We start from the raw sequence: 14048 nt of genomic DNA on the forward strand, positions 1-14048 counted from the left end.
ACGGGTTGATGTATAATGGGAGAAAAATAACGGTGTCGAAAAAAGGATGGAGGTGGAAGCAATGGAAGTGGTCGGTGAGTATAACGGATGGTTGGTGCTTTTATCGGTAGTCGTGTCCATCTTGTCTTCTTATACAGCCTTACAAATTGTGAACCGGATGGCCTCCGTTCATCGTACAAGATATAAATGGTTGACACTAGGGAGCCTTACTTTCGGTGGCGGCATCTGGTCGATGCATTTTATTGCCATGCTTGCTTATGACATGGGAATGCCTGTAGTGTACGACGTTGCTTTAGTTGTATTAAGCATCTTAGCTGCTGTTGCATCCAGTTTCACCGCCTTTTTTATTATTAGTAAAGGATTGGATAAGAAGGTGTGGCGGTTTACGGGAGCGGTGCTCATTGCTTTGAGCATCGTGTCCATGCATTACATCGGGATGGATGCCATGAAGATGAACGCCTTTATAGAATACAATCCATGGCTGGTGGCAGTGTCCGGAGGCATTGCACTAGCTGTTTCCTTTGTAGGGTTACGCCTTTTTTCCTTGTATGCACAAAAAGGGAAGGTCGATGACAAGAAGGGGCAGCTTAAAGTATGGGGAAGTTCTATATTTATGGGGATGGCTATCTCAGGCATGCATTACACAGGAATGGAGTCCGCTGCCTTTTATATGGATGGAAGCAGTCCCTCTCTGACCAGCGGTCCCGTAGTGGAGCCGACTATGCTTGGATGGATGATTGCGGGAGGCGCCCTTTTAACGATCGGCTTTTTGATTGTATTGATCAAGTTTGATACGGAAATGGAAACGACAAATACACGTCTGGATGTGGCCAACCAAATGTACCGGTCCATCCTGGAATCTGCTAATGATGCCGTCGTAACAGCCGATGAAAAAGGGGTTGTATTGGCCTGGAACAAATCAGCTGAGCGTACGTTCGGCTATATGGCAGACGAAATGATCGGTGAGCCTTTAACGAAAGTGATGCCCGAACAATATCGGAATGCACATCAACAAGGCATTGAAAGGTTTAATCGTACAAAGAATGCCCATGTAATCGGGAAAAGCGTAGAACTTGAAGGCTTACATAAAGATGGATCCACTTTTCCTGTGGAACTTTCCTTATCAACAGTGGAAGACGAAGGAAGGACCTATTTTACAGGCATCATCCGTGATATTACGGAACGGGTAAAAAATGAAGAACGTATTCGAGAACTGGTCTATAAAGATGACCTCACTCATTTACCTAACCGCCGGGCTCTTTATGAACATTTGACAGGATTTATTCAGGAGCACGAAAGCCTGGCTGTCATGTTCTTGGATTTTGACCGGTTCAAGCAGATCAATGATGTCTATGGACACCGGATGGGTGATTTATTGTTGAATGAAGGAGCTGAACGTGTCAAATCCCGATTGTCTGCAGGTGATTACCTAGCCAGACAGAGCGGGGATGAATTTATTATCGTTCTTCCTGATACAAGTGCGAAAGACACAAGAAAGATCGCTGAGTCGATTATAGATGAAGTTGCTGCTTCTTTTACAATAGAAGATAGGGATCTATACATCTCAGGTTCTATTGGTATCAGCCTCTACCCAAATGATGGCACCACACCCGATTTGCTGATCAAACGTGCCGACACGTCGATGTATCAAGCGAAACAGAATGGGGGAAGCCAGTACTGCTTTTATACAGAAGAAATGGATCAGCACATCACTCGGAAACTCCAACTGGAAAATGGGCTCAGAAAAGCCGTCGAACAGGAAGGCATTGATGTGTATTACCAGCCCCAACTGGACGTTTTTTCTGGAAAAATTATTGGCTTTGAAGCCCTGGCTCGCTGGAACCACCCGGATCTTGGCTTTATAAGTCCTGATGAATTTATTCCCCTCGCCGAAGAGACGAAATTGATCGTCCCTCTCGGAGAAAAAATCTTGCTCGAAGCTTGTCGACAATTTCGTCAATGGATGGATGAAGGACATGACCTGGAAAGAATCAGTGTCAATTTATCAGCAATTCAGTTCATGGATCCAACCATCATTTCTACCGTCGAGAGTGTTCTTAGACAGACGGAGGTAGCACCTGAACATCTGGAGATCGAGCTTACTGAAAGTATTGTACAGGATTCCGTACAGGCACTGCCGGTGATGCACCGGATGAAAAAGATGGGGATTCAACTCGCATTGGACGATTTTGGGACAGGATTTTCATCACTTAGTTACTTGAAGGACTTTCCGTTGGATACATTGAAAGTGGATCGTTCCTTTATTCAGACCATTCATGAGAATGAAAAGGACCGAGCTGTTGTAGACACGGTGATTCAATTAGCGGATCGGCTCGGGTTAAGTGTCATTGCCGAAGGGGTGGAAACAGAAGCTCAGCTGGATTACCTCCGCAGCCGCGGATGTGTGGAATATCAAGGGTATTTCTTCAGTAAGCCGTTAAGCAAAACAGAAGTGAGTGCTCTTTTAACTCGATCAATGGCTATGTAATAAGCACATAGCTTTGTTATTAAAGAATATGGCAGGTCTCTTGAAGACTTGATTTCGAGATGTTTCGGGTTTCGTTTGCCGTATTGAGCGGTGGGGGTGGCTGGGAAGCAACTCGCTTTCCTGTGGGGGAGCGCCGAGCTTCCTCGGACTACGTCCTGCGGGATCTCGCCTATCTCCTTCTCCCACGGGAGTCTCGCAGCTTCCCAACCACCCCATTCGATGCAGGAGGAAACGAACTCCTTCACTGTGAGAGGGTGCCTTCCACTATCCTGGTGTTATTAGCATAAAGCGCTCTATAACAAGCTTTTCGTGTGCAGAATAGCGTCCTTAGGAGTTCATTCCCTTCCAATTACCATGGGCATAATAGCAGCTTATTCCGGATGTGGTTTTGAGGTACTTATATGGCAAAGGGGCGGAGGGGAATGGCGAGACTCCTGCGGGAAAAAAGTGCATGGTGAGACCCCACAGGACGCAGTCCGAGGAGGCTCACCGCGCTCCCGCGGAAAGCGAGCTATTCCCCGCAGCCCCCATCCACTCACCAAAAGTCTCGAAACTGAGTCTTCAAGAATAGGTAGCGTTTCTTTAACTCTTTGATTTTTGGGGTAGAAAAAAAGACCCAGGATATGGGTCTTTTTTTATTACTTATTTTCAATGGGCTCATCAAATAAGTCCGTGAACTTGGCGACGTTCTCGTAACTGAATTCGAACGCCATGCGTACTTCACCAAATCCAGGTTGATAGAAATACCCCTGAACTTCATAACTGCCCGGGTTTTCTCTGACTTTTGTGAGATGGAAGTATCTTTGGATGAACTGGGCCATTTCCTCCAGTTTCTTATTCCGTACCTTGATCCATTGGTCTCTTAATTCTTCTGTTGGAAAGTCAGATTCTTTTAACATTTGCTCACTCCTCTAAGGAAATCAAAGCTATGAAACTGTTTGTTACCATTATACTATAAAAGCTCACAGTGATTTTCAACTACTATCCGAAAATTATGAAACTCTCTCACTTAACCTTTAAAAGCTTATGAACAAGAGAACTAGATTATTAGTCGTTTTTGAGTGAGTATCATTTCTAAGGGAAGATTTTTGAAAATACACTTTACCTTTACGTAACGTTACCCTTTATAGTGGGGTTTGAAAAGGGGGATTCCTTCATGAAGATTACGGAAGTAGCAAAGAAGTTAGAAACAACAACAAGAACCATTCGATTTTACGAAGAAAAAGGATTGATTGCACCGGAAAAAGCGAGCAATGGATACCGTATATACACAGAAGAAGATGTCCGGGATTTGCGTACCATTCTGGCTTTGAGAGAGGTCGGGTTATCTACGAAGGAAGTTAAGAAGGCATTGGAGCAGAATGATGATTTCACCGATTATTTACATACCCAGCGTTCATTGCTTTATGAAGAGATGCTGCAGATCAGAGATATGGTGGCAACGGTAGACCGTATGGTGGATATGAGTGGGAAGGCAGGAAAGGAGGAACAAATGATGAACATGGCACGTGAATTGAAAGTTTTAAAAGAGAAGCGGACCAACTGGCGCGATCGCTGGAATTTTGATGAACAAGCGAAAGATTACGACGACAACATCAAAACAACGGGGTATCGCTTCAATGTTCATGAGCATTATGACGAGGCTCTTACGATGGCTCATGCATGGGTGAATGCATCATCTGGGGAGAGAGGGGTAGATATCGGGGCAGGTACAGGGAACTTGACCGGGCTATTTTTGCGGCAGGGCCTTCCTATTATTGCTGTTGATCAGTCGAAAGAGATGTTGAAGATATGTGCAGAGAAACACCCTCAAGCGGAAACACGCCTTGGTCATTTTCTTTCTCTTCCCTTAAACGATAAAGAAGCGGATTTCGTCGTCTCGAGCTATGCGCTTCATCATTTAACAAATGAGGATAAGGATCTTGCTCTTGCAGAGTTTGACCGGATCCTGGGTGACCACGGGCGAGTAGTCATTGCCGATTTAATGTTCAGAGATGAGTCAGACAGAAAAAGTGTCCTGGAGAGCTATCAAGAATCAGGAAACGAAGAAGCGGTGGAGGCGATTGAAGATGAGTACTATGCTGATCGTTCACGCTTGATCAAATGGTGGGAAGATCACGGATATGATGTGGAAGTTCATCAGTTCAATCCGATTCTCCATCTGCTATATGCTAAAAAGAGGGAAAGGGGTACATCAAATGAATGACTATATTCAGACGATGCGGCAAATGATCGGCCATGAAACATTGCTGACAGTCGGTTGTGGGGCAATCATTGAGGATGATCATGGGCGCATTCTCCTGCAAAAACGTGCGGATCGTGGCGTGTGGGGGATTCCGGGTGGGCTTCTTGAAATTGGAGAGACCTTCGACTCAGCCGTCAAAAGGGAAGTCAAGGAAGAAACCGGGCTGAACATGATATCGATGGATTTATACGGCATTTATTCAGGTGAAAGTGGTTTTGCTACTTATGAGAATGGAGACCGAGTGTTCAGTGTGCAGATCGTCTTTCGCAGCAGCTCCTATGAGGGGAAACTGACGACGAACCACGAGAGTAAGAGGCAGGCTTTCTTTCATGCTGAGGAGATCCATGAAAATCTTCTGAACCCACATCAGGCCCCGTTTATTCGAGATTGGCTTAAAGGAGTAAGTATACCGGTGATCCGCTGATGAAAACCCTTTCTTACTTTCCACAAATTTTCCACATTTGTAAGAAAGACAAAATATTCCTTGAAGAAGCCTTGTCATGACAGTGTTCTGAACAACTTTTCTGTGGCAGGGGAGTTGTTACCACCGATATGGGTGTGTTTACAGACGGTCGTTCCGTGTTACAATGGCTAACACAACGATGAATAAAGGAGAAATGACATTGAATAAAAAGTGGTTATTAAGTTTACTATTTGTAGCGTTCGTTTCCTTACTAGCAGCCTGCGGTAACGATGAAGAAGGCGCTTCTGATAATAAGGAAAAAGAAAAAGAAGAGAAAACAGAACAAGCAGAATCCGGGGAACAACCGGAAGCACCTGAGCCGGACCTTGAAGGTGTACCGGAAGTTGTCGCTAGTGTAAATGGTACAGAAATTAAAAAAGAAGAGTTTGAAACGACTTATAAAGGTCAGTTCCAACAAGCAGCGATGCAGTCTCAAATGACAGGTCAAGAACTTGATCAGGATCAATTGAAGAAGCAAGTAGCCGAAAGCCTGGTTGGACAAGAGCTGTTGATGCAGGAAGCGGATAACCGTGAATTCACAGTTTCAGAGAAAGAGGTAAACCAGACGCTTGAGGAATTGGCAAAGCAACAGCAAGTCGGTTCTGCTGACGAATTTCTCGCTGCGCTTGAAGAACAGGGAATGAGTGAGAAAGAAGTACGCTCTCAAATTCAGACACAAGTTAAAATTGACAAGTTGATTGCTGAAGAAGCTGGAGATGTGAAACCTTCAGAGGAAGAAATCAAAGAAGCATATGACAAAATGAAAGAGCAGCAAGAAAGCATGGATACGGAACAAGAAGTACCATCTTATGAAGAAGCAAAACCAACGATTGAACAGCAATTGACTCGTCAAAAAGAAGGACAAGCCACTCAAAAGCTGGTTGATAGCCTTCGTGAAGATGCAGAAGTTACAGTTAACCTATAATGAACGCACAAAAACCAGACCTTTTGAAGGTCTGGTTTTTTATGTGCTTGATTGGAATATAATGTAAGACCTGGTCACCCATAATATGGGTGACCAGGTCTTACATATTTTGGTTTAGCAAAGGGTGTAGTTTTCATATTTCTTCTAAGGGAAAAGGAAGTAGTGTACAATAGGTGCTACGTACGTTTCGTGTGTATCTTTTTTTATGTGTAACGTGAAAAAGGAGGGGGAGGCCATCTTCTATCCCTTTTCCTTAATATTTGTGTCCATCATTCAAGGAGGAATAGCCCCGTGATCATTGCGATCATCTTTTTGCTGTTCGTATCGCTTTTCTTCTCAGGAAGTGAAACGGCTCTTACGGCAGCTAACAAAATGAAGCTCCAATCGAGAGCAAAGAAAGACGATAAAAAAGCAGGTAAATTACTAGATTTACTCTCACATCCCAGTGAGTTCATCACTACTATTTTAATTGGAAATAATATCGCTAATATTCTGTTGCCAACGCTTGTGACTACACTAGCTATTAAATATGGGTTCAGTGTGGGGCTGGCTTCTGCCATACTGACGATAACCATTATTATTTTCTCGGAGGTCATCCCGAAATCGGTGGCTGCTGCGTTCCCGGATCGCATCGCTTTGACTGTTTACCCAGTCATTCGTTTCTTTGTAATCATTTTCAAACCCATTACTATTGTCCTGAACCGATTAACAGGATTTATAACCAATGCTTTATCAAAAGGACAGACAAATGAATCTTCCATTTCAAAAGAAGAACTTCGCACGATGGTGGACATTGCAGATTCCGAGGGGACGTTCAATGAAGCGGAATCCCACCGAATCAAAGGTGTGCTTGATTTTTATAATTTGAATGTAAAAGATGTTCTGAAAACACCGCGTGTCGATATGATTGCCATTGATCAGGAAGCTGCCTTCGAGGAAGTCCGTGACATGGTCGTGCAACATCCATTCACCCGTTACCCTGTCTATGGGGAGGATATTGATGATATCATCGGTGTTTTCCACTCGAAATATTTGATTTCATGGGCGATGGAACCTGAAAAGCCGTTTATAGACTATACGTACAAAGATCCGCTGGTTGTCTATGAGTTTCATAAGATTGAATGGGTGTTTAGGAAAATGACGAAAGAGAAGAAGCACATGGCGATTGTCTTGGATGAGTATGGGGGAACCGAGGGTGTTCTTACCCATGAAGATGTCATTGAAGCAATGATCGGTTTGGAAATCGAAGATGAAATGGATGTAGAGAGTGATTCAATCATTGAAAAGATTTCAGAAACAGAATTGATTTGTGATGGTAAAATCACTTTACGTCGCTTGAATTCCATCTTTGATACAGAAATTCCGGAAGAGGAAGATGTTCTTGCGGGGTATCTGATCAAGGAATTCAATGATTTCCCTGACGAAGGGGATGTATTGGAACAAGACAATCTAACGTTCAAAGTGTTGGAAATTGAAGGGCGTATGGTGCGAAAAGTGCAGATTATTAAATGATTTTGAAGTTGAAAAATAGGAAAGATCCGGTCACTCTAATCAAAGGGGACCGGGTCTTTTGTTATATTTATTCTTTTATTGGTGCATCAAGTTCGTGGTCTTTCACTTCGGCCTGTGGTAGCAAAATCTTTTCAAAATCGAAGGCATTCAGTTCAACCTTGTCCCTCACTTTGTTCGGTAAATCAGGATTGGCAAGTGCTCCGGTACCTATGGAGACAAGATCAGCTTGTCCTGATTCGAGAAGACTTTCGGCACGTTCCTGCTCCTGGAGCTGGCCGTTGGCGATGACTGTGATTCCACCATATGTCTTCGCTGCGCCGGCAAGCGTCTTGGAACCTTCACCGAAGGAAGGGGCTGTTGCATCCCCGTCTGTGACGTGGATGTAATCGACTCCAGTCTTTCCTAGTGCACCGAAGATCTGCTCGGCTTCTTTTTCACCACCGGCCCATTTGTGTGTTTGGTCGGCGACTTTACCTTGAGAAATGCGAATCCCGATAATAAAGTCTTCTCCTACTTCTGTGAGTATTTCATCTACGACTTCCAACACAAAACGCAGGCGGTTCTCAACGGATCCCCCGTACTCATCTTCACGCTTGTTCAAATAATCGGTTAAGAACTGATCCAGTAGATAGCCGTTGGCTCCGTGTATTTCCACTCCATCAAAACCAGCTTCCTTCGCGCGGCGGGCAGCCGCAACAAAATCCTTTTTCACCTCTAAAAAGTCCTGGTCATCCATCGCACGTGGCGTCTGGAATGTACCTGACCCTCCATAAAATCCCAGTTGTTCCCCTTTTGGAGGAATGGCAGAAGGGGCGATGGTTTCGTCCGTGTAGGCATTGCCCTGGCTTTGTCCACCGGCATGCATGAGCTGCGCGATGATGATGCTTCCTTCTTCGTGAACAGCATTCACGACCGGTTTCCATGCATCTGCCTGGATATCCGTCGCAATCCCCGGTTGATTGTTGTATCCCTGGCTGAAGGTCGTGTCTGGATAGATGCCTTCCGTAATGATGGTACCGAAGCCACCTTTGGCAAAACGCTGATAATATTTTTTCATGCGGTCATTCGCACGGCCGTCTGCTTCGGCACTGATCCGGGTCATCGGTGCTACGACATAACGGTTGTTTAGTTGTTTACTATCTAAATGATAAGAGTCAAATAACATGAGAGAATCCACCTTTCCTGATGTAGTCATCCTTAAGCGTACTCTCAAACTATCTCAGTTTCAAAGTAAGTGCTCATCGATGACACATTTAGGCTACCCATCCTTAATAATTTCTATAAACTTCCATAATGATACACCGTGGAATAATAAATGAAATGGGAGTAGGATAATGAGTAACTATTTTACGGAGGTTATTTAGAAAGAAATTTTTTGCCCTCGATTGTAAGAGATGAAGAGGTGATCCCATATTTGGAAGATTAATTAAAAAATGGATCATCTCTTCAAAGAGATGATCCATTTTTTTATGCAAATTGCTTTAAAGCTCGATACATTTCTTCACCTTCGTCATTGAGTACATGACCATTACCATGACAACGTCCACATTCCGTGCTGTAACTCGTTTCTTCAACCGCCATTTTCCAAGCCGTCTTTTCACTCGCATGATTTACGCGGCTATAGTGATCCATGATCATGTTCGCCTTACTGTCGTCATATTCTTTATAAGTTCCGGTTCCGTGGCAAAGGGGGCAGACGTTGTAAAGATGACTCACCGTTTTTGTATTCAAAAGAACACTTCCTTCTAATTTGATATAGTTAAATTATGATTGATTTTATGGAATATTCAGACTAATTGCAATGGGTTTTGGACAAATAAAAAAGAAAAAAAGTCATTCGTTCACAATTTCGTGAAATTTGCCTACTGATTTAAAGATATAGCCTAATCTATTAGGGGCTGAATTTCTGGACGATATGAAGCGAAAGGTCATCCGATTTGAGGATGACCTTTCGCGCCAAAGAGGGTACGAGTCGCGCCAAAGAGGGTACGAGTCGCGCCAAAGAGGGTACGAGTCGCGCCAAAGAGGGTACGAGTCGCGCCAAAGAGGGTACGAGTCGCGCCAAAGAGGGTACGAGTCGCGCCAAAGAGGGTACGAGTCGCGCCAAAGAGGGTACGAGTCGCGCCAAAGAGGGTACGAGTCGCGCCAAAGAGGGTACGAGTCGCGCCAAAGAGGGTACGAGTCGCGCCAAAGAGGGTACGAGTCGCGCCAAAGAGGGTACGAGTCGCGCCAAAAAGCAGTCGAACCGCGCAAAAAGCAGAAGAAAAGTACAAAAAAAGCCACCGGGAGTCCCGGTGGCAACTGCCTATCATTCTATTATTTACCGATGAACATTTGTGTCCAGTAGTTACCATCTTCCGCATGACCTACACCAATGTGAGTGAAGTCAGGGTTCATGATGTTTTCACGGTGACCTTGACTATTCATCCAGCCCTGGACAACTTCTTCTGGAGTCGTTTGTCCCATGGCAATGTTCTCGCCAGCTGTACGGTAGTCAATGCCATATGACTTCATCATGTCAAATGGAGAACCGTAGTTCGGGCTGTTGTGAGAAAAGTAGTTGTTTTGCTGCATATCCAGAGACTTGTCTTTAGCGACGGCACTTAGCTCAGTGTCTAGTTTCAGTGGAGCTAGTCCTTGTTTTTCACGTTCCTGGTTCGTCAATTCAACGACTTGCTTTTCAAAAGCAGACACTTCAGATGTTGCTTCTTCTTGTGTGTTTTCTTCTTTTTGCACTTCTTCTTCAGCAGGCTGCTCTGGTGCTGGAGCTTGTTCAGCTTCAGGTTGTGGAGCAGGTGCTTCTTGTTTAGGCTCTTCCTGTTTAGGTTCTTCCTTTTCAGGTGTTTCTGCTTTTGGCTGTTCTTGTTTCGGTTGCTCTGCTGGTGCTTGTTGATATTTTTGTGCGAACTGATCAAAGAAAGATTGGAAATCTACTTGTTGAAGGTTATTATTCTTCAACGCATCTTCATTTTTACTGATCCAGTCATTCAATTGACCGGAATCTATTTGAATGGTCTTCGTTTCTACTTGTACGTCTTGCTTCACTTCACCTGTAGATGCAAGGGAAGTAGCTGGTGATGCTAGTAAGGATAGAGCAAGCGCTCCTGATACAATCAATGATTTTTTCATCATGTTGAAAATTCCTCCTTGAAACCTTTGTTTTTTTGGAACGACTCTATCGTACCACTGAACTTTTGTAATATAGGAGGTTGATATTTCCATAAGATTATAAAAGGGGATTGATAGATTTGAAGGTGAAGCATGCTTCCTTTAATCTCAAGGATTTTAAAAATTATTGTACGAGGCCTTTTTGGAATAAAAATCCTTTATGTAGATATTTTACTAGTTTACCTGGGTTGACAGACTTTTAAGAAAGGTCTGTTTTTTACGAGTGTGACAGCCGTTTTACAAAGATTAGAGTGATATTAATAGCATACTTACGTTTTTTTACAGCTCCGACCTTATGGCCAATCTTCCTTCCTGACAGGTTTCAGTCTCTCAGCGAACAGCTGAAGAAGCTTTTTCTACATAGAGACTTATTTTAAACAAGAACGTTCGGTGTGGTATAGTGGAGAAAAGAGGGAGGCGGATGTTGATGAACCCAACAACCATTCATGTAAAGCAACAAAAAGACAATTTAGTGCTCGTTCCATCCCGTGTTGTCTTTTACGAGCAAATGCAACTCGTTGAAACTTTTGATGATCAATCCGAATGTCATATGCTTTTCTTTTATAAGCAAAAATATCTAACTGCCGTCAGGACGACACGGCTTAAGATCCATTCCTATGTGGCTCGTGCATTCAAGGAAGGAACGGTTTATGAATCCCAGCATCCATTTTTACAAGCTTTAATTGAATCGAATGCCCCTCTTCAGAAAATCAGCTATCCTCAGCTGAAAAAGAAAATCGCACGTCCGTATTCCAGGCAGGAACAAGCGAAAGTCCTCACCTTTTTTGAATCATTCATTCCTAAAAAACAACTATTCCAAGATATGAAATCACTCTTTTATCAATACCGTCGTGAAGGGAACATGTCCGGAGCTTATCGTGTGATCCGGGTGATGCGTGACTTTGCACCAAATAACCGATTCGTGAAGGAGATGGCCAATGACCTCTCTTATCGCAAGCTTGCCAATCTATACTTAGAACAATCGCACACGCTCTTGGAACGTGACCCTTTGTTTAAGGAAGCGTGTACGTCATTTGAAGACCACCAACGTCTTTTGGAAAAAGAAGATCGTTGGATTGAAGCGTCCTCTCGTCAGCTATCTCATTTTTACAACCAACCGACCCCAGAAAGCTACCAATCGTATCGAGCCTCTCTCTCCCGGCACTTCGATTGCGATAGCCGAACCTTCATACTTGAGCAAATGTCTCAGGCTATTCCATCCTTCCAACCAGTAACTGAAGACCTTTTCCAACACTATGTAGCGAATGAAAATGTAATGGGAGTGGCACGTCTCTACACAGAACGGGAGCTCCAGCTGAATGAGGAACAATTCAACCAGGTGGAGGTCTTACTTGAAAGAAAGCGGTTCGACGAGACTCCTGACAACCTTCTTTCTTTCATGAAACGACTTACAGCCCAGCATCCGGAACAAACCCGAGCGCTTTTGGATGCATTTATTATCAGATTGCTTGAAACGATGGAGCTGGAACAAGTCCATGATTCTCTCATGTCGTTTACCAAGAAGAGCTCGCTCATGAGGAAAGTGGAGCGGATGAATGAAATTCGTGAAGACCTTGATTGTATGCAGGAGCTCGGTGAACTGTACTATGGATTCCAGCAGCTTGAGAAATCCATCGAATGCTTCCAAATGGAAATGGAGCTGAAACCGAGTACACCAGAACCATTAAGGTGGCTTTCGAAAGTGTATGCGGATAAACAAATGATGGATGAATCAAAGGCTTACCAGCAGTTGTGTGTCGATGTACAAAAATGGGCATAAAAAGAGAGGTCCCTATCCAATTTAGTGGATGGGGACCTTTTGTGTGCACGAATTTCATGAAACGATAAGAAGTTTAATTGAAAAATAGAAGAGCAATGGAAATAGGAATAAAACTCCAAAACAGGATGATGACACAGAAGCCCATGATGTCTTTGACTTTCAACCCGGCAATGGCTAGAAGCGGCAAGGCCCAAAATGGCTGGATCATGTTTGTCCATGCATCCCCCCAGGCCACAGCCATCGCGGTTTTGGCTGTGCTTACGCCAAGATCCATAGCAGCTGGGATCATAATCGGAGCCTGAACGGCCCACTGTCCGCCTCCGGAAGGGACGAAGAAGTTGACGATGCCGGCACTGATAAAGGCGAGCACGGGAAACGTGAATTCTGTTGAAATGCTCACAAACCAGTTCGACATTTGCTCAGATAAACCAGAAGCGACCATCATGCCCATGATTCCTGCATAGAAAGGGAATTGAATGATGATCCCGCCGGCATTTTTCACTCCATCATTTACGCTGTTCAAAAACCTTCTTGGTGTCTGGTGAAAAAGGATGCCGAGGAATAAGAAGATAAAGTTCACAATATTAATATTGAGGTCAAACCCGTTCCTAATAAAGTGATAGACGATGAACGCCAGTCCAAGCGCTCCAATTAAGTAAGAGATGATCTTGCTGTTTTCCATCCGTTCAGCCGGGGTCAGGTCGGCTGTTGTGGCGGCCATTTGCTTCTCGGCCTTATCTTCGTTTTCTAAGAAGTCGAGATTGTTTTTACTTAGGTCACCACTGGATTTTAACAACCATAAGTTAAGCAGAGGAAGAGAGAGAAGTAAAGTCACGATGATGAAAATATTCATGCTGCTGAACAGTGTATCCGTAATAGCGATGGAACCGATTGAATCAGCTAGAAAATGGTCTTCTGTCGCAATGGTTAAAGGAATGGATCCTGAAAACCCCCCGTGCCAAAGAATGAATCCACTATAAGCACTGGCCATCAATAAGCGATAATCCACATTCGGCACACGTCTCGCTACATGGACGGCAAGGAGTGCTCCGGCTACAAGTCCGAATCCATAGTTGATCACACAAGCGACTCCAGCTACGAAAGTAACTAATAAAATAGCCTGTCCCGGAGTTTTCGCAAGCGTACTTATTTTTGATAAAGCGGCTTTGACTAAAGGAGTATTGGCAAGTATGTATCCTGTGACAACGATCAATGACATTTGCATGGCGAATGCGAGAAGGTTCCAAAAGCCATCTCCCCAAAATTGCACCATCTGCCCTGGTGAGCTGCTTGTGAAAAAAATTCCTAATCCAAAAACGACGAGTGTGAGAATGATGGCGAACAAAAACGCATCTGGCAAGAAACGCTGCACCATCCGGTCGAAAAAGTTTGTGATTCCTCGAAGCATCCTAAACAACCTCCTAAATATGTAATCGCTTACAACATTCATATTAAGTGTCTATGAGT

General features: G+C 44.0%; 12 protein-coding genes. 7 read left to right on the forward strand and 5 right to left on the reverse strand.

The annotated features are described in order from the left end of the window. The first annotated feature begins 61 nt into the window (after nucleotides 1-61). Entirely contained in the window at nucleotides 62-2488 is a 2427-nt protein-coding gene (locus tag ACJA3J_RS03855; RefSeq protein ID WP_406945584.1) for an EAL domain-containing protein, read from the forward strand. A 638-nt stretch (nucleotides 2489-3126) separates the two neighbouring features. Here ACJA3J_RS03855 and ACJA3J_RS03860 read toward each other — a convergent pair. Further along, on the reverse strand, nucleotides 3127-3387 hold the full coding sequence (locus tag ACJA3J_RS03860; RefSeq protein WP_089651434.1) for a hypothetical protein: 261 nt from the start codon (nucleotides 3385-3387) through the stop codon (nucleotides 3127-3129). A gap of 257 nt (nucleotides 3388-3644) precedes the next feature. On the opposite strand from ACJA3J_RS03860, the gene ACJA3J_RS03865 reads away from it, so the two are divergent. The 4 genes from ACJA3J_RS03865 (at nucleotide 3645) to ACJA3J_RS03880 (ending at nucleotide 7633) form a co-directional block, all read left to right on the forward strand. Further along, nucleotides 3645-4694, forward strand: coding sequence for a MerR family transcriptional regulator (locus ACJA3J_RS03865; RefSeq protein WP_406945585.1), 1050 nt, complete (start codon nucleotides 3645-3647; stop codon nucleotides 4692-4694). Continuing rightward, nucleotides 4687-5157 carry an NUDIX hydrolase gene (locus ACJA3J_RS03870; protein WP_406945586.1) on the forward strand — a complete coding sequence of 157 codons (471 nt, stop codon included), beginning with the start codon at nucleotides 4687-4689 and terminating at the stop codon, nucleotides 5155-5157. The genes ACJA3J_RS03865 and ACJA3J_RS03870 overlap by 8 nt, the downstream gene beginning before the upstream one ends. A gap of 193 nt (nucleotides 5158-5350) precedes the next feature. After that, nucleotides 5351-6121 carry a SurA N-terminal domain-containing protein gene (locus tag ACJA3J_RS03875; RefSeq protein WP_406946267.1) on the forward strand — a complete coding sequence of 257 codons (771 nt, stop codon included), beginning with the start codon at nucleotides 5351-5353 and terminating at the stop codon, nucleotides 6119-6121. A gap of 291 nt (nucleotides 6122-6412) precedes the next feature. Then, nucleotides 6413-7633 (forward strand): hemolysin family protein, encoded by a 1221-nt coding sequence (locus ACJA3J_RS03880; protein WP_406945587.1) that lies wholly within the window; start codon nucleotides 6413-6415, stop codon nucleotides 7631-7633. A gap of 67 nt (nucleotides 7634-7700) precedes the next feature. Here ACJA3J_RS03880 and ACJA3J_RS03885 read toward each other — a convergent pair whose 3' ends face one another. Continuing rightward, the gene (locus tag ACJA3J_RS03885; protein ID WP_406945588.1) at nucleotides 7701-8798 is read right to left on the reverse strand and encodes an NADH:flavin oxidoreductase; all 1098 of its coding nucleotides are present in this window, start codon (nucleotides 8796-8798) and stop codon (nucleotides 7701-7703) included. Nucleotides 8799-9100: 302 nt separating this feature from the next. Then, entirely contained in the window at nucleotides 9101-9364 is a 264-nt protein-coding gene (locus ACJA3J_RS03890; protein ID WP_089651428.1) for a hypothetical protein, read from the reverse strand. Nucleotides 9365-9576: 212 nt separating this feature from the next. Between ACJA3J_RS03890 and ACJA3J_RS03895 the strand changes: the two genes are divergently transcribed. Next, on the forward strand, nucleotides 9577-9963 hold the full coding sequence (locus ACJA3J_RS03895; protein WP_406945589.1) for a hypothetical protein: 387 nt from the start codon (nucleotides 9577-9579) through the stop codon (nucleotides 9961-9963). Here the strand turns inward: ACJA3J_RS03895 and ACJA3J_RS03900 are convergent. Continuing rightward, nucleotides 9950-10762 carry a CAP domain-containing protein gene (locus tag ACJA3J_RS03900; protein ID WP_406946268.1) on the reverse strand — a complete coding sequence of 271 codons (813 nt, stop codon included), beginning with the start codon at nucleotides 10760-10762 and terminating at the stop codon, nucleotides 9950-9952. The two genes, ACJA3J_RS03895 and ACJA3J_RS03900, sit on opposite strands and share 14 nt — an antisense overlap. 466 nt (nucleotides 10763-11228) lie before the next feature. Here ACJA3J_RS03900 and ACJA3J_RS03905 point away from each other — a divergent pair, with 466 nt between their 5' ends. Continuing rightward, complete coding sequence (locus ACJA3J_RS03905) at nucleotides 11229-12581, forward strand: hypothetical protein (RefSeq protein ID WP_406945590.1); 1353 nt, start codon at nucleotides 11229-11231, stop codon at nucleotides 12579-12581. Nucleotides 12582-12654: 73 nt separating this feature from the next. Here ACJA3J_RS03905 and ACJA3J_RS03910 read toward each other — a convergent pair whose 3' ends face one another. Then, on the reverse strand, nucleotides 12655-13989 hold the full coding sequence (locus ACJA3J_RS03910) for a short-chain fatty acid transporter (protein WP_406945591.1): 1335 nt from the start codon (nucleotides 13987-13989) through the stop codon (nucleotides 12655-12657). Between the last annotated feature and the right edge of the window lie 59 nt (nucleotides 13990-14048).

Source organism: Halobacillus sp. SY10, from assembly GCF_045401165.1.
In the GTDB taxonomy this organism is placed as follows: Bacteria; Bacillota; Bacilli; order Bacillales; family Halobacillaceae; genus Halobacillus; species Halobacillus aidingensis.

Coding starts and splice junctions, on each gene's coding strand:
- ACJA3J_RS03875 (WP_406946267.1), top strand. CDS start 5,351: ATGACATTGAATAAAAAGTGGTTATTAAGTTTACTATTTGTAGCGTTC.
- ACJA3J_RS03900 (WP_406946268.1), bottom strand. CDS start 10,762: ATGAAAAAATCATTGATTGTATCAGGAGCGCTTGCTCTATCCTTACTA.
- ACJA3J_RS03910 (WP_406945591.1), bottom strand. CDS start 13,989: ATGCTTCGAGGAATCACAAACTTTTTCGACCGGATGGTGCAGCGTTTC.
- ACJA3J_RS03885 (WP_406945588.1), bottom strand. CDS start 8,798: ATGTTATTTGACTCTTATCATTTAGATAGTAAACAACTAAACAACCGT.
- ACJA3J_RS03905 (WP_406945590.1), top strand. CDS start 11,229: ATGAACCCAACAACCATTCATGTAAAGCAACAAAAAGACAATTTAGTG.
- ACJA3J_RS03895 (WP_406945589.1), top strand. CDS start 9,577: ATGACCTTTCGCGCCAAAGAGGGTACGAGTCGCGCCAAAGAGGGTACG.
- ACJA3J_RS03860 (WP_089651434.1), bottom strand. CDS start 3,387: ATGTTAAAAGAATCTGACTTTCCAACAGAAGAATTAAGAGACCAATGG.
- ACJA3J_RS03865 (WP_406945585.1), top strand. CDS start 3,645: ATGAAGATTACGGAAGTAGCAAAGAAGTTAGAAACAACAACAAGAACC.
- ACJA3J_RS03870 (WP_406945586.1), top strand. CDS start 4,687: ATGAATGACTATATTCAGACGATGCGGCAAATGATCGGCCATGAAACA.
- ACJA3J_RS03855 (WP_406945584.1), top strand. CDS start 62: ATGGAAGTGGTCGGTGAGTATAACGGATGGTTGGTGCTTTTATCGGTA.